This window comes from Nocardia cerradoensis NBRC 101014 (assembly GCF_000308535.1).
Taxonomy (GTDB): domain Bacteria; phylum Actinomycetota; class Actinomycetes; order Mycobacteriales; family Mycobacteriaceae; genus Nocardia; species Nocardia cerradoensis.
This window is the reverse complement of sequence record NZ_BAFW01000133.1, coordinates 1-19,309: the sequence shown is the minus strand read 5'-3', so window position 1 is coordinate 19,309 and position 19,309 is coordinate 1. Positions and strand designations below refer to the sequence as shown.

Annotated in this window: 18 protein-coding genes; 13 read left to right on the top strand and 5 right to left on the bottom strand. The window is 66.9% G+C overall.

The genetic code is table 11. The features are described 5' to 3' along the window. From ON23_RS14065 to ON23_RS14050, 4 genes are all read right to left on the bottom strand, one after another. On the bottom strand, positions 1 to 667 hold a 667-nt coding region (locus ON23_RS14065; protein WP_039778664.1), incomplete at its 3' end, for a CaiB/BaiF CoA transferase family protein. Beyond that, positions 664 to 1,764, bottom strand: a complete 1,101-nt coding sequence (locus tag ON23_RS14060) for an acyl-CoA dehydrogenase family protein (RefSeq protein ID WP_039778663.1) — start codon at positions 1,762 to 1,764, stop codon at positions 664 to 666. The genes ON23_RS14065 and ON23_RS14060, both read right to left, overlap by 4 nt. After that, entirely contained in the window at positions 1,761 to 2,921 is a 1,161-nt protein-coding gene (locus ON23_RS14055; protein ID WP_039778669.1) for an acyl-CoA dehydrogenase family protein, read from the bottom strand. The genes ON23_RS14060 and ON23_RS14055 overlap by 4 nt, the downstream gene beginning before the upstream one ends. Beyond that, positions 2,918 to 3,718: an enoyl-CoA hydratase-related protein gene (locus tag ON23_RS14050; RefSeq protein ID WP_039778662.1), complete on the bottom strand. Its 801-nt coding sequence runs from the start codon at positions 3,716 to 3,718 to the stop codon at positions 2,918 to 2,920. The genes ON23_RS14055 and ON23_RS14050 overlap by 4 nt, the downstream gene beginning before the upstream one ends. A 134-nt stretch (positions 3,719 to 3,852) precedes the next feature. On the opposite strand from ON23_RS14050, the gene ON23_RS14045 reads away from it, so the two are divergent. From ON23_RS14045 to ON23_RS14030, 4 genes are all read left to right on the top strand, one after another. Then, positions 3,853 to 4,611 carry an SDR family NAD(P)-dependent oxidoreductase gene (locus tag ON23_RS14045; RefSeq protein WP_036502123.1) on the top strand — a complete coding sequence of 253 codons (759 nt, stop codon included), beginning with the start codon at positions 3,853 to 3,855 and terminating at the stop codon, positions 4,609 to 4,611. After that, a complete protein-coding gene (locus ON23_RS14040) occupies positions 4,608 to 5,018 on the top strand; it encodes a VOC family protein (protein WP_039778661.1) in 411 nt (136 codons plus the stop codon). The genes ON23_RS14045 and ON23_RS14040 overlap by 4 nt, the downstream gene beginning before the upstream one ends. Positions 5,019 to 5,104: 86 nt before the next feature. Next, complete coding sequence (locus tag ON23_RS14035) at positions 5,105 to 6,670, top strand: FAD-dependent oxidoreductase (protein WP_039778668.1); 1,566 nt, start codon at positions 5,105 to 5,107, stop codon at positions 6,668 to 6,670. 27 nt (positions 6,671 to 6,697) lie between these two features. Next, positions 6,698 to 7,645: an alpha/beta hydrolase gene (locus tag ON23_RS14030; RefSeq protein ID WP_039778660.1), complete on the top strand. Its 948-nt coding sequence runs from the start codon at positions 6,698 to 6,700 to the stop codon at positions 7,643 to 7,645. Between the two features lie 7 nt (positions 7,646 to 7,652). On the opposite strand, the gene ON23_RS14025 is transcribed toward ON23_RS14030, so the two are convergent. Further along, positions 7,653 to 8,453: an IclR family transcriptional regulator gene (locus tag ON23_RS14025; protein ID WP_039778667.1), complete on the bottom strand. Its 801-nt coding sequence runs from the start codon at positions 8,451 to 8,453 to the stop codon at positions 7,653 to 7,655. Between the two features lie 235 nt (positions 8,454 to 8,688). On the opposite strand from ON23_RS14025, the gene ON23_RS14020 reads away from it, so the two are divergent. From ON23_RS14020 to ON23_RS13980, 9 genes are all read left to right on the top strand, one after another. Further along, the gene (locus tag ON23_RS14020) at positions 8,689 to 9,771 is read left to right on the top strand and encodes a ferredoxin--NADP reductase (protein ID WP_051042683.1); all 1,083 of its coding nucleotides are present in this window, start codon (positions 8,689 to 8,691) and stop codon (positions 9,769 to 9,771) included. A 150-nt stretch (positions 9,772 to 9,921) separates the two neighbouring features. Then, positions 9,922 to 11,118 (top strand): 3-ketosteroid-9-alpha-monooxygenase, oxygenase component, encoded by a 1,197-nt coding sequence (locus ON23_RS14015; RefSeq protein ID WP_039778658.1) that lies wholly within the window; start codon positions 9,922 to 9,924, stop codon positions 11,116 to 11,118. A 41-nt stretch (positions 11,119 to 11,159) separates the two neighbouring features. Then, entirely contained in the window at positions 11,160 to 12,344 is a 1,185-nt protein-coding gene (locus ON23_RS14010) for an acyl-CoA dehydrogenase family protein (RefSeq protein ID WP_039778655.1), read from the top strand. Between the two features lie 29 nt (positions 12,345 to 12,373). Further along, positions 12,374 to 13,315 (top strand): VOC family protein, encoded by a 942-nt coding sequence (locus tag ON23_RS14005; protein ID WP_039778654.1) that lies wholly within the window; start codon positions 12,374 to 12,376, stop codon positions 13,313 to 13,315. A gap of 163 nt (positions 13,316 to 13,478) precedes the next feature. Beyond that, the gene (locus ON23_RS14000) at positions 13,479 to 15,104 is read left to right on the top strand and encodes a flavin-containing monooxygenase (RefSeq protein WP_039778652.1); all 1,626 of its coding nucleotides are present in this window, start codon (positions 13,479 to 13,481) and stop codon (positions 15,102 to 15,104) included. Between the two features lie 74 nt (positions 15,105 to 15,178). Then, positions 15,179 to 16,147 (top strand): alpha/beta hydrolase, encoded by a 969-nt coding sequence (locus ON23_RS13995; protein ID WP_039778651.1) that lies wholly within the window; start codon positions 15,179 to 15,181, stop codon positions 16,145 to 16,147. 87 nt (positions 16,148 to 16,234) lie between these two features. Beyond that, positions 16,235 to 17,122, top strand: coding sequence for an SDR family NAD(P)-dependent oxidoreductase (locus tag ON23_RS13990; protein WP_039778650.1), 888 nt, complete (start codon positions 16,235 to 16,237; stop codon positions 17,120 to 17,122). Beyond that, on the top strand, positions 17,122 to 18,006 hold the full coding sequence (locus ON23_RS13985) for an SDR family NAD(P)-dependent oxidoreductase (RefSeq protein WP_039778649.1): 885 nt from the start codon (positions 17,122 to 17,124) through the stop codon (positions 18,004 to 18,006). Before ON23_RS13990 ends, ON23_RS13985 begins: the two co-directional genes overlap by 1 nt. Continuing rightward, positions 18,003 to 19,309: flavin-containing monooxygenase (locus tag ON23_RS13980; RefSeq protein WP_039778647.1), on the top strand; the 1,307-nt coding region annotated here is incomplete at its 3' end. The genes ON23_RS13985 and ON23_RS13980, both read left to right, overlap by 4 nt.

Below are 19,309 nucleotides of genomic sequence, written 5' to 3'. Positions count from 1 at the left end.
GCCCGCTGCGGTCGCGCTCGAGTAGCGCCAGCAAGATGCCGTTGACGGCCAGGTTGGCGGTGACGATATCGACGATCGGCACGCCGACACGCAGGGGGTTGCCGTCGGGATAGCCGTTGATACTCATCAGCCCGCCGAAGGATTGCAGCACCGCGTCGTAGCCGGGAAGTCCGCCCATCGGGCCGTCGACACCGAATCCGGTAATCCGGCAGTAGACCAGCCGTGGATACCGCCGGCTGAGCACGGTGTCGAAATCGAATCCCCAGCGTGCCATCGTGCCGGCCTTGAAGTTCTCGATCACCACGTCGGCGCCGGCGAGGAGGTGACCGAGGATCTCACGACCTTCGGTGGTGCGCAGATCCAGGCAGATGTTGTCCTTGCTGTGGTTGAGGCTGCCGTAGTAGGCGCTCGTGCCGGAATCAACGAATGGTGGTCCCCAGCCTCGGGTTTCGTCACCGGCCGGCGCCTCCACCTTGATCACCTCGGCGCCCTGGTCGGCCAGCATCTGCGCCGTATACGGGCCGGCCAGTACCCGGCTCAGGTCCAGCACGCGCAGCCCGGTCAGCACTCCGTTGCCGGTGGCGGTGTCGGCGGCACGCCATGCTGCCCGGCCGTCGATGCGCAACTCGTCGTCGGCCTCCGCCGGTGCGGGTGGGGTGATGCTCATCGGGAATTCCCTTCTGCGACAGGGGGTTCGCCGTCCGGCTCGGCGCCGACGACGACGTCCCACAGGTCCGTGCCCTCGTCGAGGATCTGCCCGGCGAGGACGTCGGACCAGTACTCTTCGGACCCGTAACGGTCCCGCCAGGCCCACAGCGCCGTGGTGAACCGTCCCAGGCTGTGTTCGCTGGTGAATCCGATCGCGCCGTGGATCTGGTGCCCGGCGGCCGCGACTTCGCGAGCTGATGCCGAGGCCACCGCTTTCGCGGCGGCGATCGCAGCGCGGCGCAGGTGCGGGCCGGCCTCGCAGGCCTCGGTCGCGGCGATGGCTGCCGTCTGCATCAGCGTGGCGCGGGCGGCGAGCCCGGCGAGGCGTTGCTGAATGGCTTGGAATTTCGCGAGTGGACGCCCGAACTGGGTGCGCTCACCGGCGTAGCGCAGGGTTGCGTCGCGCACCGAGCCGGCTACTGCGGCCAGGGCGACCGTGTAGGACAGGGCGCCGCGCTGCTCGAGTTCGTTTGCACCGGTGGGTGATTCGGCAATGAGATCGACGGGTGTCGCGTCGAAGTGGTAGTCGTCGAGTGCGGCGCCGAGCAGATCGGTGCCGGGCCGCACCTCCACGCCCGGGGCGCCGGTGGCGACGATCGCGATCGACGGGAGCGCGGCCGGGGTCGGTGGTTCGAGCAGGACGACCAAACGGGCTGCGTCACGACCGTGCACGACATCTGTGACGATGCCGTCGAGGACGGTGGTGCCGTCCACTTCGCGTGTGCTGCAACGGTCGTCGGCGATCACCACGGTGCTGGGCTCGGCTGCCGCGGTGCCGGTGCAGTGCGCGAGCAGCGGGCTCGCCAGCAGGGTGTGCTCGATCAGGAGGGTGATCGCGCCGCGCTCGGCTGCGGCGTGCGCCACCGACAAGGCATCGGCGGATGTGCCGCCGCTTCCGCCCTTGGTCTCGGGGATGCCGATCTCGGTGAAGCCCGCTTCGGCCAGTGCGTCCCAGACAGCACGGTCGGGTGCGGCAGCGGGCGTGGTCGTATCGATGCCGATGCGGTCGATCATGTCCGTGACCGCCGCGATCAGTTCGGTATTCGGATAGGTCATCGCAATCCCATTCCGCGCGCGACGATTCCGCGCAAGATCTCGTTCGTGCCGCCGCGCAGCGTGAATGCCGGGGTATGCAGCACACCGGTCGCGAGCAACCGGGCGAAACCGTCGCCGCCGCTGCGGCGGGGTTCGATATCCGTGCAGGCGCGAATGGCCTCCACCACATCGCCTTCGAAACTCGAGCCGAGATCCTTGACGATCGCGGCGAGCACATCGGGTTTGCGCCCGGCCGCGAGTTCGGTGGTGACGGCCAGCGACATCCGCCGCAGGGCCCAGGCCTGAGCGGTGAGCGCACCGAGGGTGGTCCGTTGCCGCGGCGTGGCTCCCGAGCGGCGCAGTTCCTCGGCCCATGCGCGCAGCAGCGGCATGGTCGACAGATAGCGCTCGGGCCCCGAGCGCTCGTAGGCCAACTCGCTCATCACCTGCGCCCATCCCGCGCCGCGTTGCCCCAGCAACGTGTCCGCGCCGACGTGCACGTCGTGAAAGACCACCTCGTTGAAGTGCCGGCCGCCGTCGATGCTCTGTAGTGGCCGCACCTCGATGCCGGGCGTGGACAGGTCCACCAGGAATTGGGACAGTCCGCTGTGGCGGTCACCCGGACCACCGTCGGTGCGGGCCAGCAGGACCATGGCATGGGCCACGTGTGCACCGGTGGTCCATACTTTTGTGCCCGAAATCGTCCACGAGCCGTCGGGACGCTCCACCGCCTTCGTGCGCACGGCGGCCAGATCCGAACCGGCGTCCGGTTCGCTCATACCGATCGCGAAGAACAGCTCACCGGCAGCGATTCCGGGCAGATAGCGCTGCTTCTGCTCCTCGGTGCCGTTGGCGAGGATGCCCGGCGCCATCTGCCGATCGGCGATCCAGTGGGCGGCGACGGGTGCCCCGTGCGCCAGCAGTTCCTCGGTGACGACGAAGCGTTCGAGCAGTGAACGGCCGTGTCCCCCATAGCGTTCGGGCATGGTCATACCGAGCCAGCCACGGCGGCCGAGTTCGGCGCTGAACGCGGGATCGAATCCGCTCATCCAGTTGTCGGGCGCCGGAGTGAACACGCCGCTGCCGAGTTGTTCGCGCAGGAACGCGCGCACTTCGGCGCGCAGCTGCGCCGCATCGGCGGGACGGACCTGGGACCGGCTGCCGGTAGCGGCGGTCATCGTCCCGGTCCCCGCGACGACCATGCTCCTTCGCCCTTGCGCGACATCGACCACATCTGCACGCCCCGTTCGATTTCCAGCGCCGAGGCCCAGCTCACCGCGGGCGGCCCGAGTTCCAGGCGTGCACTGGCCATGATGCGCCGAGTCAGCTCAGGGTCCGCGGCTGGCGGGCCGGTGAGCTCCGCGATCCGAGCGTCGAGATCGGCTTCCTCCGCCACCAGGTGCGCGAGCCCGCGCTGCACCGCTTCGGTCCCGGTGAGCGAGTGCCCGCACGCCGCCAGCGCGATGGTGCCCGACCATCCGACCGCGCGGCCCAGCAACGCCAGATGACCACCGCCCGGGTGGAGCCCGCGGGCCAGGAAACCGCTGTCGAGCCGGGCCTGCGGGGTGACGGCCATGAGATCGGTGGCCAGTGCGAGATTCAACCCCGCGCCGACGGCGCCGCCGACCACCCGCGAGATGGTGGGAACCGGCAGTGATCCCACCCGGACGAAGGAACCGTAGACCGCCGAGGTGCGGCGCACCGCCTCCGGCGAGGCCGGATCGGCCGACGACGCCGCCAGATCACGCGTATCGGCACCACTACAGAAATACGCACCGGCCGCACGCACCACGACCGCACCGATATCGGTGTCATCCTCCACGCGCGCGCAGAAGTCGTCGATGAGCGCGGCCATCTCCAGGCTGATCGCATTCTTGCGCCGCGGATTGTTCAGGGTCAGAGTGGCGACCCCGTCGGTGAACTCGGTGCGGACCGGCGGTTCGGACGGGGCGTTGACGGGAATGTCGGACGTCATGCGGCACACGGTAGCAGATTGGATCCAAAATAAGATCCAATAATGATTGACAATCTGCACCCCGCTCGGCGAGTGTGCAAAGGGCAGGTCGCCATCCCTGCGATGTGATGGCGGAATCGACGAAAGGTGAACTCGTGTTCGAGTTGGATGGGCGAATCGCCCTGGTGAGCGGGGCGGGACAAAGCGTCGGGGAGGGAATCGCGACGGTGCTGGCGCGTCAGGGGGCGACGGTCGTGGTGAATGATCTGCACGCCGAGCGCGCGGAGCGGGTGGCCGCGGCTATCGCCGAGGAGGGCAACAAGGCGATCGCCAGGGCATTCGATGTCACCGACTATCAGGCGACGGTCGACGCCGTGCGCTCGGCCGAGGCCGAGCTGGGCGGGCACGTGAACATCCTGGTCAACAATGCCGGGATCGCCGAGAAACGGGTCGCCAAGCCGTTTCGGGAGTTGACCCCGGACCAGTGGCCGCCATCGATCGAGCTCAACATCTACGGCGCGATGAACTGCATCAAAGCGGTGATCGACGGGATGTGTGATGCGGGCTGGGGCCGCATCGTGCAGATTTCGTCGGGCAGTGCGCGTACCGGCCAGAACATCAACGTCTCCATGTACGCGACCGGCAAAAGCGGTATCGAAGGATTTATCCGTCATCTCGCTGCCGAGACCGGCCAGTACGGCGTCACGGCCAATATCGTCGCGCTCGGCCTGCAGGCCAACCTCGTCGAGAAAATGGCGCCCGAGTACCTGGAGCGACTGATCGCCGGCATTCCGATCGGACGCCTCGGCGACCCCATCGAGGTCGGCGCGTTCTGTGCGTACCTCGCGTCGAACGAGGCCGGGGGCATGACCGGACAGACCCTGGACTTCAACGGCGGGTCACAGACTCGATGACCGGCACGCCCACGGCTCCTGTGACTCTCTCGCTCACCGCGATCCGCGTGACCGACCTCGCTCGGTCCACGCAGTTCTACACCGCGTGTGGGTTCGTCGAAGAGACGTCGTTTTCCACCGACACCTTCGACGCGGTGATTCTGCGGGCCGGAACAGCAGGGGTCGAACTCATTGCCCCGCACGGTAATCCCGCGGCACCCGACCACGGCACGATGTTCACGAAGCTGGTGGTGAACACCGAGGACGTCGCGGGGTTGCTGATGGCGGCGTGCGCCCACGGCGGCGCCGAGGAGATGCCGGCGACAACTCTGGCTCGATTCGGCGGCCGCACGATCGGCAAGGTCCGCGACCCCGACGGCTACCTCGTCGAGGTCGTCAGCCCCACCGGGAAAACATCCGACCGCTGAGCGGGAAGGCCGGGCGTGACGGTTCCGCACGCCGTCTAGCGTGGCGCCGGTCACGCCCGGACCGGAGAGATGGAGTGCAGGTGACGATGAGCTGGGGCAGTACCTATGACGTTGTGGTTGTGGGATCGGGTGGCGCCGCGCTGGCGGGTGCCTTGGCCGCGACGCACCGGGGGCTGTCGGTGTGTGTGATCGAGAAGACCGACCGCTTCGGAGGCACCTCCGCGTATTCCGGTGGGAGCGTGTGGCTTCCGGGCAACCACGTGTTGGAACGGCAGGGGGTGGACGATTCCGTCGAGAAGGGCCTGACGTACTTCTCGGCACTGGTCGGTGACCGCACCCGCTCGGAGGTGCAGCGCGCGTATCTGGAGACCGGCCCGGTCGTCGCCGATTTTCTGGAGAACACCGTCGGGATCCCGCTCGAGCATCGCCCATTCCCCGACTACTTCGACGCACCGGGGCGAAGTGCCAACGGGCGCAGCATTTTCGCGCATCCGATCTCGGCGGAGGAGGTCGGCGACCGGCTCGACGACATCCGGCCGATGGTGCCTGCCGACCAGTTCGGGATCGACATCGATCGGTCGATGCTCGACGGCGGCCAGGCCTGGATCGCCCGAATGATTCTCGCCCTGGACGCCTCCGGACGCGCCGAGCTGCGGTTGTCGACCCCTGTCACCGCTCTGGTCCAGGATGAGGACGGTCGGGTCACCGGCGTCGTCGTGACCGGCCCGGATGGCGACCGGAGTCGTATTCAGGCGCGGGCCGGGGTGCTGTTGGCGGCCGGCGGTTTCGAGCGTGCACCGCATTTGCGGGCGAAGTGGCAGGACATGCCGACTGCCGACTGGAGTTCCTCACACCCCGACACCGGTTCCGGAGACGCGCTCACGCTCGCCGAATCCGCTGGTGCCGCAACAGATCTGCTGGACCAATCATGGTGGTGCCCGGCCACGTTGTTCCCCAACGGGCATGCCGCATTCACGCTCGGGGTGCGGGCCGGAATCATCGTCGACAGCACCGGCCGGCGCTTCGCGAACGAGATGCTTCCCTACGACCGGATGGGCCGGGCGATGCGCGAGCGGATGCAACTCGGGCACGGCGACGCGTTCTGGTTCGTATTCGACAACAGCTTCGGCGATGACCTGCCCGCCATCTGTGTGCCGGCCCCCGGCCGAGAGGAGCTGACGGCCGCGGGACTGTGGCACACGGCCGGCGACATCGCCGAGCTCGCCGCCGCCATCGGCGTCGATTCCACGGCATTGGCGTCCACGGTGCGCCGGTTCAACGAATTCGCCGAACGTGGCCGGGACGAAGATTTCAGCCGCGGCGAGGATCCGTTCGGCCGGTTCTTCGTCGGCGCGACAACACCGGAACCGTGCCTGCGCCCCGTCGACGGATCCCAGCTGCACGCGGTCCGCCTGGTGCTGGGCGATCTCGGCACCAAGGGCGGAGCGGTCATCACCACGGAAGGTGCTGTCGAGCGCCCGGACGGGACGGTCGTCCCGGGCCTGTATGCCGCGGGAAACTCCGCTGCCTCGGTGGCCGGGCCGGTCTATCCGGGGCCGGGCGTGCCGCTGGGCTCCGGCATGGTCATGGCCTATCGTGCCGTGGCCGATATGGCCGACCGGCTCGACCGCGCGGAGTCGACCGCTTCCTGACCAGTGGCGAGACTTCGAGGAGTCGCCGTGCCCGTTCCTCCGTTGGATCCCGACGTCGCCGCGCGCATCGCGCGGCTCGGGCCGCCAGTTTCCATGCGCGACCGCGGGTTCGAGGCCGTCCGCGCCGACCTCGAGGCCATGCCGCCGCCGGACGACTTGCCGGTGATGGCGAACATCGAGGACATCGTCATCGCCGGCCCGTACGGAGACATTCCACTGCGGGTGTACCGGCCGGAAACGGGACGGCCCGCGCCGGTGGTCGTACATCTGCACGGGGGTGGATTGGTGATGGGATCCAACGCCTCCTTCGAACCGCTCGCACGGCAGTTGGCCGCTGCGAGCGGCGCGACAGTGGTGGGTGTCGACTACCGCCTGGCCCCTGAGTGGCCCGCGCCGGTACAGCTCGAGGAGGCCTACGCCGCCACTTCCTGGGTGGCCGCCAACGCCGACGCCTTGGGTGTCGACGCGCGTCGGCTGGCGGTGCTGGGCGACAGCGCGGGCGGGGGGCTTGCGGCCGGAGTCGCGTTGCTGGCTCGCGACCGCGGCGGCCCGGCGTTACTGGCGCAAGTTCTGTTGTATCCGGGGCTGGATCGAGACATGGGCGCCGCGTCGATCGTGTCGATGCCGGACGCGCCGATGTTGTTGCGCGACGACATCGATTATCTGCACGAGCTGGCCGACAGTGGCAGTTCGGGTCCGCTCGATCAGTACCGAATCCCTTCCTATGCAACAGATTTGACGGGCCTTCCGCAGGCGATCGTCGTCGCCGCCGAGTGTGACCCGATCCGGGACTGGAGTGAGCGCTATGCGTCCCGGTTACGTGATGCTCGTGTTCAGACCACGGTCACGCGGTATCCGGGAGTGTTCCACGGGTTCTTGATGCGGCCGGAGAACTCGGCCCGTGCGATGCTGGCTGTCGCCGAGATCGGCGCTCTGCTTCGCGTCAAATTAGATTGTCTGCTGCCGTTTCGGTGATCGTGCCTCAGTGCGACGCCAGGTCGGCGGCGACGCAGCGGTCCCAAATCTCGCGCGCTGCTACGCGGACCGGACCGACCAGCTTGCGGTAGTCGAGCGCGGTCACCGACGCACAGACGGAGATCCCGGCGAGGTTGCCGTAGATATGGTCGGCCGGGCCGATGGATACCCCCACACAGCCGAGCCCCGCGAAAGCTTCTCCACGATCGAACGCGGCACCGCGCTCCCGGATGGCGGCAAGTTCCTCCTCCAGCCGGGCGTCGGAGGTGATGCTCTGCGCGGTACGCCGCACGAGTTCACCGGTAGCCGTGTGCTGCAGGGTGTGCACGATGTGAGGATTGTTCGTCGTCTCGCCGAATGCGATCTGTGCCTTGCCCACCGCGGTCAGATGGGCGGGCACCCGCTGTCCCACGGCGGTCGGGGTGGGCCCGGACGCGCGTCCGTTGACTTTGGCGAGGTAGACGGTGTCACCATGGTCGACCACGCCCAGCTGAATGGTGAACCCGGTCTGCTGAGCGAACGCCTGCATCACCGGGCGTGCCCCTTGCAGCAGACGATTCTGATTCAGGGCCGCCTGTCCCATTTCGTAGGCTTTGACGCCGAGTTCGTAGGTTTGGTCGGGTGAGCGCGCGAGCCAACCCGCGCTCGCGAGCTGTTCGAGTAGCCGGTGCACCGATGATCGGGGCAGACCGGTGCGGGAGGTCACCTGGGACAGGGTCAGCGGCCCTACTCCATTGAAAGTTTCCAGCACCAGCGATACCCGCTCGACCACTGACACCGGGACCCCGGCAGTGCTTGTTGTTCTCACCAGACCTCCCACCAGCCACGTTGCTGTGATGCTCGCCACGGTACTACCACGTGCATGTGCACGTCGAACCGCTCGCGACGAGTGCGCCCGACAATCGCACGGATGGGGGATCGACATCGAACGAGCTTCCCAATGAGCGAGAAATCGCGCCTTTCGGACGTTTTTCGCGGCATAGCCTTCCGTGGCCCGGGTCTCGGATCCGGGCGCGTAGTGCTGACCACAACCAGGAGTGCGAATGTCCACGCAGACGAGTACCGATCCGGCGTCCCGCGCCGATGCGGCGGAAGCTACGGCGGAAACTCGCATCGCCCGGGTCCGGATCGCCGAGATCGTCGAAGAGACCGCCGACGCGCGTTCGTTCGTCGTCGAACCGCTGGCCGGCACGATGACAACGAACTATCGCCCGGGGCAATTTCTCACCGTCCGGGTTCCGGATATCGGTACCGGCTCGGCGCGGTGCTATTCCCTGTCGAGTTCGCCGCATACCGACTCGGCGATGAAGTTCACTGTCAAACGGGTCATGGGCGGCCACGGGTCGAATTGGCTCTGTGACACGGTGCGTATCGGTGACGAACTGGAGGTGCTGCCGCCGGCCGGCACTTTCGTACCGGCCTCCCTCGACGAGTCCGTGGTCCTGGTGGCAGGCGGCAGCGGGATCACGCCGGTCATCGCGATCGCGAAATCGATCCTGGTGGGGGGTGCGGGTGACGTGGTCCTCGTCTACGCCAATCGCGACCAGGATTCGGTCATCTTCGCGGCGGAACTGCGCGAGCTGGAAAGCCGTTTCCCCGAACGGTTTTCGGTGATCCACATATTGGAGTCGGTGCAGGGCTACCCGAGTCGCCGGGCGTTGTCGATACTGCTGCGCCCGCTGCGCGACCGGGCGGTCTACATCTGCGGCCCGACACCGCTGATGGACCTCACCGCCGACGTATGCGCGGAAGCGGGATTCCCTGCCGCGCGCGTGCACTCCGAGCGCTTCCTGTCCCTGCAGCGCGACCCCTTCGCGGCCGATGTTCAGGACGAGTCGGCCGGTTCCGGTGAGGTCGTCTGTGAGGTGCGTGTGTCGATCGACGGTGCCGACCATCAGGTGCCTTGGAGGGCCGGGCGCACACTCCTCGACGCCTTGCTCGCGGCCGGGATCGAGGCGCCGTATTCGTGCCGCGAGGGGGCGTGCAGCGCCTGCGTCTGTTCACTGACCGAAGGGCGGGTGAACCTGGCGCACAACGAGATTTTGACCGACGACGACCTCGCCGACGGCTACATCCTGGCGTGTCAGGCCGAACCGGTGAGCGACGAAATTTCGATCGAATACTGACCGGAGGCGGGCCGGCTCCGCGTCTTCGACGGATCGAGGCAAAAACCGTCCCATTCAGCAGGAGACCCACGTCACACCATCGCCGCCGCCTGCGACGCTGATCCCACCGCGAAAGGTTGCCTGATCGCAACCGTCTGACCAGGAGGTATCGTGAATTCCGCGACCGACGCCAAAGACAAGATCCGCGTCATCGACAGCGGTGTTCCGCCGCAGCGATTCGCTCGCGGCTGGCACTGTCTGGGTCTGGTCCGCCACTTCGACGACGGGCAGCCGCACCAGATCTCGGCCTTCGGCACCGAACTGGTCGTCTTCCGCGGTGAAGATGGAAAACTCAACGTGCTCAACGCCTTCTGCCCGCACATGGGTGGAAATCTGGCCCAGGGCACGGTGAAGGGGAATGACATCGCCTGTCCGTTCCACGACTGGCGCTGGCGCGGCGACGGCAAGTGCGCGGGCATTCCCTATGCGCGGCGGGTTCCGCCGCTGGCGCGGACCAAGGCGTGGCCGACCAGGGAGATCAGCGGCCAGCTGTTCGTCTGGAACGACCCGCAGGGCCGCACACCGCCCGCCGAGCTCGAGGTGCCGGAGGTGCCGACCTATGGCGATCCGGGCTGGACGGACTGGGTCTGGAACCACGTGGACGTAGAAGGCTCGCACTGTCGCGAGATCGTCGACAACGTCGTCGACATGGCTCATTTCTTCTACGTCCACTACGGCATGCCGACGTATTTCCGCAACGTGTTCGAGGGACACACCGCGAACCAGCTGATGCGTTCACGGCCCCGCGCCGATGCCGTCGGAGTCAGTCAGAGTACCAACTACAGTCTCGAAAGCCAGTCGGACGCAACGTATTACGGACCGTCCTACATGGTGGACAAATTGTGGAGCGGAGGTGTGGATCCGGACAGCGATCCGAATATCTACCTCATCAACTGCCACTACCCCGTCACCCCGACCTCGTTCCGATTGCAGTACGGGGTGATGGTGCGCAAGCCGGTCGGAATCGACGACGAGGCCGCCGACCAGATCGCGGCCGCGGTCGCCAAGGGCGTGGCGATCGGCTTCGAGCAGGACGTCGAGATCTGGAAGAACAAGGCGCGCATCGACAATCCACTGCTGTGTGAGGAGGACGGGCCCGTCTATCAGCTGCGGCGCTGGTACGAACAGTTCTACGTCGACGTCGAGGACATCAAGCCGGAAATGGTCAACCGATTCGAATTCGAGATCGATACCGAACGCGCACTGCAGAACTGGCAGGCCGAGGTGGACGCCAACCTCGCCGCCGGACGCAGTGCCATCGCCCACAAGTTGTCGTCCGGCCGCTCGGAAGCGGTTACCGGTTCCTGACCCCGATCCAGCCCTTCCAGCTTCGACCAGGAGTACCTCAGATGTCCTACGCAGTGCTCGACAACATCATCGCGATCGCCGACGAAATCCGCGCTGGCGCCGAAGAAGGGGAGTCGCTCGGCCAGCTGCCCGACGATATGGCCAAGGGCCTCAAGGATGCCGGGCTGATCCGGCTGTTGCAGCGCAAGAAGTACAACGGTTTCGAGGCACATCCGCGGGTGTTCGCCGAAACTGTGATGAAGACAGCCAGTATCTACGGTTCTGCGGGCTGGGTCGGCGGCATCGTCGGAGTTCATCCGTGGCAGTTGGCCTTCGCCGATCCGAAGGTGCAAGAGGAGGTCCTGGGCGCCGACAGTGACACGTGGCAGGCGTCGCCGTATATGCCCGGCGGCGTGGCGGTGCCTCGCGACGGCGGCTATGTCCTCAACGGCCGGTGGCAGTTCTCCTCCGGCACCGATCACTGCGACTGGATCTTCCTCGGCGCGTTGGTCGGAGGCGACGACGGCAAGCCCTCGATGCCGCCACAGGGCCTGCACGTGATCTTGCCCCGGTCGGACTACGAGATCGTTCCGGACTCCTGGGACGTCGTCGGACTTCGTGGCACCGGCAGCAAGGACATCATCGTCAAGGACGCGTTCATTCCGGACTACCGGGTGATGAACTCGGCGAAGGTCATGGACGGCACCGCCGCCAAGGAGTACGGGGTCACCGAGACGCTGTACAAGATGCCGTGGTCCACCATGTTCCCCCTGGGCATCACGTCGGCGACGATCGGTATCTGCGAAGGACTCCTGGCCGCCGGGATCGACTATCAGCGCGACCGGGTCGGCGCGGCGGGCACGCTCGTCAAGGACGATCCGTATGTGCTGCACGCACTCGCGGAGTCCGCGTCGGAGATCGACGCCGCCCGCCAGCAGTTGCTGGCCAACGTCGACCGCATCTACGACATGGTGGACCGGGGCGAGGAGATCGACTTCGAGACCCGGGCGGGGGTGCGGCGCGACCAGGTGCGTGCTGCCTGGCGTGCGGTCCGTGCTGCCGACGAGATCTTCGATCGGGCCGGCGGCAACGCCCTTCGGATGGATAAGCCCTTGCAGCGGTTCTGGCGTGACGCACATGCCGGCCTGCATCACGCGATCCACGTCAGCAGCACCACCTATCACGCGGCGGCGATGGCCTCGCTGGGTGTCGAGGTGCCCCAGGGCCCGCTGCGCGTGATGATCTGATTCGTTTCCGGAAAGGAACACCTGCACAGATGACCGAAATCAAGGGACTCGGATACGTCCGGGTGCTGGCCACCGATATCGAGCGCTGGCGCGAATTGGGTTTCGACGTCTTGGGATTCGCTCCCGGCTTCGGAGTCGAGGCCGATGCGCTGCACTTCCGGATGGACGAGCGGCCCGCGCGCATCACCGTGGAGCGAGCCGAGGTCGACCGCGTGAGTGCGGTCGGCTGGGAGGTCCGCGACGGCGCCGCGCTGCGGCGATTGGCCGCGACGGTGGAAGCGGCCGGATTCGAGTGCACGCCCATGTCGCAGGAGCTGGCCGATCGGCGCAAGGTCGAGGCGGGCTTCTGCATGAAGGACCCCGGCGGCACGCCGCTCGAGTTCTTCCACGGGCCGGTGCTCGAACACAGTCCGGTGCTGACGAAGTACGGCCAGCGCTTCGTCACCGGGGCACAGGGCCTCGGGCATGTCGTTATGCCGACCACCCACTTCGAAGAGTCCTACACCTTCTACACCGAAACGCTGGGTTTCCTGCCGCGGGGCGCCTTCCGGATGCCATCGCCGCCGGATGCGCCGCCCCAGCGGATCCGGTTCCTCGGTGTGAACCAGCGCCATCACAGCCTGGCTATCATGCCGAGCCTGGAGGGCCGAGACCCCGGTCTGATCCACGTGATGGTCGAAGTGGACGAACTGGATGCGGTAGGGCGCGCCTACGACCAGGTGATGGCCCGCGACTTCCCGGTGTCCTCCACGCTGGGCCGGCACACCAACGACAAGATGGTGTCGTTCTACGTGCGGGTGCCCGGCGGTTGGGATATCGAGTACGGCACCGGCGGCGTACTGGTCGACGAGTCCTACTACACCGCCGAGGAGATCACCGCCGACAGCTACTGGGGCCACGAATGGATGTGGGCCCGGCAGCTGAAGGAGGCTCAGCAGGCCGAAGCGCAGCAGGCGTCCGCCGCTGTGTGACGGGCATCGACCGGCGTACACCGGTCGATGTCGCGCACGTCGATCCCACTCAGCGGTGTTGCGGGCCCGGCCGGCCCGCTGGGTGGGAACGCGTCGTATCGGGGGGAAGTTCGCCACTTACGGTGTGGCTCAATCGATCACCTCTTCGAGGGAAGTGAATCCAGTGACAAATCAGGACAGCGATTTCGACGCCGTGGTCGTGGGGGCGGGGATCTCCGGGCTCTACGCGGTGTACAAACTGCGCGGGCGCGGCATGCGCGTGCACGGCTTCGAGTCCGCCGAGGGCGTGGGCGGAACGTGGTACCACAACCGGTACCCAGGTGCACGCTGTGACGTCGAAAGTATCGACTACTCATACTCTTTCGACGAGGAACTGCAGCAGGAGTGGACCTGGTCGGAACGGTTCGCCACGCAGGCGGAGATCCTGCGCTATCTCGAGCACGTCGCCGACCGGCACGATCTGCGCTCGGCCTACGACTTCCTCACTCGGGTGACCGCGACCGTCTACGACGAGCAGACCCAGCGCTGGACCATCTCCACCGACACCGGCCGCACCGTGACCGCGCGCTTCTGCATTCTGGCGACCGGCGTGTTGTCGGCGACGAACAAGCCCGACATCCCGGGCCGCGACACCTTCGCCGGGGAGAGCTACCACACCGGCGAATGGCCGCATGATCCGGTCGATTTCACGGGTAAGCGGATCGGCGTGATCGGCACCGGCTCCTCGGGCATTCAGGCCATCCCGGTGCTCGCCGAGCAGGCCGAACACCTGTATGTCTTCCAGCGCACCCCGAACTATTCGATTCCGGCGGGCAATCGGCCACTGGACCCGGACTTCGTGGCCGAGGTGAAGGCCAACTACGCCGAACGGCGGCGACTGTCGCGCAGCAGCGGTGGCGGCACCCCCAACAGCCCGCACCCGAAGGGGGCGCTCGAGGTCGACGCTGCGGAGCGGACCAGGATCTACGACGAATGGTGGCAGCGCGGCGGTTATCTGTTCGCCAAGGCCTTCCCGGACCAGACGACGAGCCTGGCCGCCAACGACACCGCACGCGAGTACGTCGAGGCGAAGATCCGCGAGATGGTGCGCGATCCGCAGGTCGCCGATCAGCTGATCCCGAACGATCATCCGATCGGCACCAAGCGGATCGTCACCGACGACGGCTATTTTCACACCTACAACCGCGACAACGTCACTCTGGTGAATTTGCGCAACACCCCGATTGCCGAGATCACCGAGACCGGTGTCCGCACGACCGAGGCGTCCTACGACCTCGACGTGCTGATCTTCGCCACCGGGTTCGACGCGATGACCGGTTCGCTGGCGCGCATCGACATTCGCGGCCGCGGCGGCCGGGAGTTGCGCGAGGAGTGGGCCGCGGGGCCGCGTACCTACCTCGGGCTGGCAGTGGCCGGATTCCCGAACATGTTCATTCTCGCCGGGCCCGGCAGTCCCAGCGTGCTGGCCAATATGGTGCTGATGGCAGAACAGCACGTCGATTGGATCAGCGACTGCCTGGACTACCTCGACGAGCACGGTTTCACCACGATCGAGGCCGACGAGGAATCGGTCGGCGAATGGGTGACCGAATGCAACGAGGTCGCCGCGCGCACGTTGTTCCCGACCGCCAACTCCTGGTACATGGGCGCCAATATCCCCGGCAAGCCCAGGGTGTTCATGCCCTACATCGGTGGTTTCGGCAAATACAACGAGATCTGCGCGGAGGTCGCCGCGGCCGGCTACAAGGGCTTCGAACTGAACGGCGGCCCTGCCCCCGTCGCCTCCTGATACCGACCGCAACCCCGCGAACGGTGTGAGCGTGCCGTCGCGTACCCATCGAACGAAGTAAGGACGTGGTCCCTATGGGCGGACAACGACGGTCCGACCTGCATCCGGATGTCGAGGCCATGCTCTCGGCACTGGAATCGTTTCCGGACGTCACCCGGCATGACCCCGCCGAATTGCGCGAGATCATCGTGTCGCGGCGGGCTCCCCTGACACATCTGCCCGCCATGCGCGTGGCCGAGGATCGGGTGATCGAGGGGCCGGGCGGAGACCTCGCACTGCGTCTGTACGTGCCGGAAACCAATGTGCTGGAACGCATTCCGGTGGTCGTGTTCGCTCACGGCGGTGGATTCGTCTTCTGCGATCTCGACAGTCACGACGAGTTCTGCCGATCGATGGCGCAAGCGGTCGGGGTCGCCGTGGTGTCGGTGGACTACCGGCGTGCCCCCGAGCATCCCGGCCCCGCGGCGATGGAGGACATGTACGCGGCAGTGCAGTGGACCGCGGCCCATGCCGGCGAATTCGGCGCTGACGCACGCCGTCTCGTCGTCGCCGGCGACAGCGCCGGCGGCAATCTCGCGGCGACGGTGAGCCTGGCGGCTCGCGATCGCGGCGGTCCGCCTATCGCGGGGCAGGTCCTGCTCTATCCGGTGATCGACGACGATTTCGGCACCGAGTCCTACCAGCGCTACGGCGAGGGGTACTACAACACCACCACGGCCATGCGCTGGTACTGGCAGCAGTACGCGCCGCACGGCACCGACAGTCCGTACCTGGTACCCAGCCGGGCCGAGTCCCTGGCCGGATTGCCGCCGGCAGTGGTGGCCACCGCCGAATTGGACCCGCCGTGCTCGGCCGGTGAGGATTACGCCCGCCGCCTCGCCGACGCCGGCGTCGCGGTGACCTCCCACCGCTTCGACGGGCTGTTCCACGGATTTCTGACCTTCCCGAGCCTGTCACTGACCGAGCCTGCGCGCCGGCAACTTTGGCACATGATGCGTGAGCTTCTCGCCTCGGTGAGCGTCCCGGATTCACTGTCCCATTGAGCGGAAGCAGCGGCCGAGCGTGACGGTCCGTCGGCCCACGATGGATCGCGGGTGTGAACCCGGACACAGCGAATGCGGAAGGTAAGCATGACACAGCGACTCAGTGGCAAGAAGGCCCTGGTCACCGGCAGTAGCCGCGGAATCGGACGGGCGATCGCGCAGCGTCTGGCGGCGGAGGGCGCGACGGTGGTGGTCACCGCGCGCTCGCATGCGCCGAGCCCCTCGGTGCGTGAGGGCGCAACCCATCTGCTGGCCGGTTCGCTGGACGAAACCGTGCAGTTGATCGAGGCCGCGGGCGGCCGCGCGGTGGCGATCCCGGCCGACCTGGAGGACGCCGGACAACGCGGCGGACTGATCGACAAGGTCGTCACGGAACTCGGCGGCATCGACATCCTGGTCAACAATGCGGGTTTCGCCGATTACAGCTCGATCGAGCAGATGAGCGACGCGACGTTCCACCGGACTGTGCAGCACTATCTCGAAGTGCCGTTCGTACTCAGCCGCGCGGCGATTCCCCATCTGCGCAAGCAGGGGGCCGGCTGGATCGTCAACATCGGTTCCTCGACCGGACTGAATCCGATCCGGCCGTTCCGGGAGTACAACAAGACCTCCGGCGATGTCGTCTACGCCTCGGTCAAGGCCGCACTGCACCGCTTCACCCAAGGCCTGGCGGCGGAGTTGCTCGACGACGGGATCGCGGTCAACGCGGTCGGCCCGTCGACGGCGATCATGACTCCCGGTGCGTCGGCACTGCTGCCCGAGGGCTACGAAACCGAGCCGGTGGAGTACCTGGCGCAAACGGTGCTCGAGATGTGCACCGCGCCGGCGGCCGAGCGCACCGGCCTGGTCGCCTTCAGCCTTCATTACCCCTATGCGACGCACACTCCGGTGATGTCGCTGGACGGCAGCACCGAATTGCCGCGCCGAGAACCACCTTCGTGGGCGAACCCCAATATTCTGCCGGAGGGCGTGTGATGACCACGACCGCCCGGGAACGATTCTCGCGGGGCACCGCGGTGGTGACCGGCGCGGCGGCCGGTATCGGCCGTGGCCTGGCCCAGCATTTGGGTGGCCTCGGTATGACCGTGGTCGTCGCCGATATCGACGCCGGCCGTGCCGCGGAGGTCGCGGCCGCGATCGTCGCCGGGGGCGGCAATGCCGAAGGGTACGGGGTCGACGTGGCCGACGAGGCCGCGGTCGACGCCATGGCGGCCGCGATCTTCGACCGGCACCGCAGCGTCGAACTGCTGATCAACAATGCCGGGGTGGAGTCCTCGGGACTGCTGTGGGAGATCGACCCGGCCCGGTGGCGGCGAGTGATGCAGATCAACGTCGACGGCGTCTTCTACTGCTTGAAATCCTTTGTGCCGCATATGATCCGAGTGGGATCGCCGTCGTGCATCGCGAACCTGTCCTCGGTGGGCGGCCTCAACACCGTCGCCGTGCAGTCGCCCTACATCGTGAGCAAGTTCGCGGTGCAGGCGATGACGGAATGCCTGCATCAGGATCTGTCGATCATCGGCGCACCTATCCAGGTGAGTGCCGTGGTGCCGCACTCGATCCGCAGCGAGATCTTCCTCGCGGCCCAGCGCGAGGCACCCACCTCCGACCCCACCGCCAATGCCGTGTTCGCCGCGATGCAGCGCGACAACGTCGAAAAGGGACTCGACCCGCTCGCCGCCGCCGAGCACATGATCGAGCAGATCGCCCGCGGGCAGTTCTGGGTCTTCTCCGACGACGAGATGTGCACGGCCTCGGCGACCAGGCGTGGTGAACAACTGCTGAATCTGCGCCCGCCCGCGAATCCACGAGACATGCTCGCCCGGATGGGCGTGCCACTCCCGGAAGGTAACTCATGACAGACACCATCGTCACCGGCGTCGCAGCCTCCGCCGAGGCTACCGCCGCCGCCGACCGAGAGGCTGCATTCCACCGGGCGATCGATGAGTGCGAGGTGGCGCCACTGCTCATGTCGATGGTGCACGTAACCGGTGACCTGGGGCTGCTCGACGAATTCGGTCCGCGCCTGACGATCGAGGAGCCGGGCAATCACTACCGCACCGGCACGCGTCCGACGGTCCCGCCGGGCACCTACCCCGACGACGTCGCCGCGGACATCCGTGCCCGCGCGCGCGAGGTCTTGACGCCGGATTCGGTTGCAGTCCTGGATGTTCCGGACGACGAGCTGTTCCAGCGCATGGCGACGGTCTGCACCGCGCAGCGGGTGGACGCCGAATTCGTGCCGATTCTTCTGGAACAGGCCGGATTCACCAAGGACCGGCGCCACGTCCCGGTGACGGTCACCCCGCCCGCGGACTTCGACGTCGTCGTGATCGGCGCCGGAATCGTCGGCATCAACGCCGGAATCAAGTTGGCGGAGGCGGGTTTTCCGTTCACCATCTTCGAGGAACGCGACGATATCGGCGGTACCTGGCAGCGCAACACCTATCCCGGCGCGGCTGTGGACACCCCGAGTCACTACTACTCCTACTCGTTCGAGCTGAACCCGAACTGGTCGCGGTATTACCCGACCGGACCGGAATATCAGGAATATCTGCTCGGTGTGGTCGAGAAATACCGGCTGCGCGAGCACATCCGATTCGGCACCCGCGTCCGATCGGCCACCTGGCTGGAGCAGGAGAACCGCTGGGAGGTCGTCACCGAGGACCGCGACGGTGAGCTGACCCACCACCGCGCCCGCGCGGTGATCACCGCTCTCGGCATGCTCAACGCCCCCAACATTCCGGATGTGCCGGGTATGGACACCTTCACCGGGACGCTCGTACACACCGCCGAATGGGATACCGAGATCGATCTGCGCGGCAAGCGCGTGGTCGTTCTCGGTACCGGCTGCACCTCGGTGCAGGTCGTAGCGAGCATTGTCGACGAGGTCGACACCCTCGACGTGGTCGTGCGCAGTCCGCACTGGTTGGTCCCGGAGAAGACGGTCGGCGGCGACGTCCCGGCCGGCGAGAAGTGGGCGATGGCCCATCTGCCCTTCTACGACAAGTGGTTCCGGCTGCGCACCTATTGGTTCGCCTCCGACAACCTGTACCCGCTGCCGCGTATCGACAAGGAATGGGCAGCGACCCACCTGTCCGCGTCGCCGGCCAACGACATGGTCCTGCGCACCGCGCAGGAGTATCTGCGCAACAGCTTCCC

Coding starts and splice junctions, on each gene's coding strand:
- ON23_RS14060 (WP_039778663.1), bottom strand. CDS start 1,764: ATGACCTATCCGAATACCGAACTGATCGCGGCGGTCACGGACATGATC.
- ON23_RS14055 (WP_039778669.1), bottom strand. CDS start 2,921: ATGACCGCCGCTACCGGCAGCCGGTCCCAGGTCCGTCCCGCCGATGCG.
- ON23_RS14050 (WP_039778662.1), bottom strand. CDS start 3,718: ATGACGTCCGACATTCCCGTCAACGCCCCGTCCGAACCGCCGGTCCGC.
- ON23_RS14040 (WP_039778661.1), top strand. CDS start 4,608: ATGACCGGCACGCCCACGGCTCCTGTGACTCTCTCGCTCACCGCGATC.
- ON23_RS14035 (WP_039778668.1), top strand. CDS start 5,105: ATGAGCTGGGGCAGTACCTATGACGTTGTGGTTGTGGGATCGGGTGGC.
- ON23_RS14020 (WP_051042683.1), top strand. CDS start 8,689: ATGTCCACGCAGACGAGTACCGATCCGGCGTCCCGCGCCGATGCGGCG.
- ON23_RS14010 (WP_039778655.1), top strand. CDS start 11,160: ATGTCCTACGCAGTGCTCGACAACATCATCGCGATCGCCGACGAAATC.
- ON23_RS14005 (WP_039778654.1), top strand. CDS start 12,374: ATGACCGAAATCAAGGGACTCGGATACGTCCGGGTGCTGGCCACCGAT.
- ON23_RS13995 (WP_039778651.1), top strand. CDS start 15,179: ATGGGCGGACAACGACGGTCCGACCTGCATCCGGATGTCGAGGCCATG.
- ON23_RS13990 (WP_039778650.1), top strand. CDS start 16,235: ATGACACAGCGACTCAGTGGCAAGAAGGCCCTGGTCACCGGCAGTAGC.
- ON23_RS13985 (WP_039778649.1), top strand. CDS start 17,122: ATGACCACGACCGCCCGGGAACGATTCTCGCGGGGCACCGCGGTGGTG.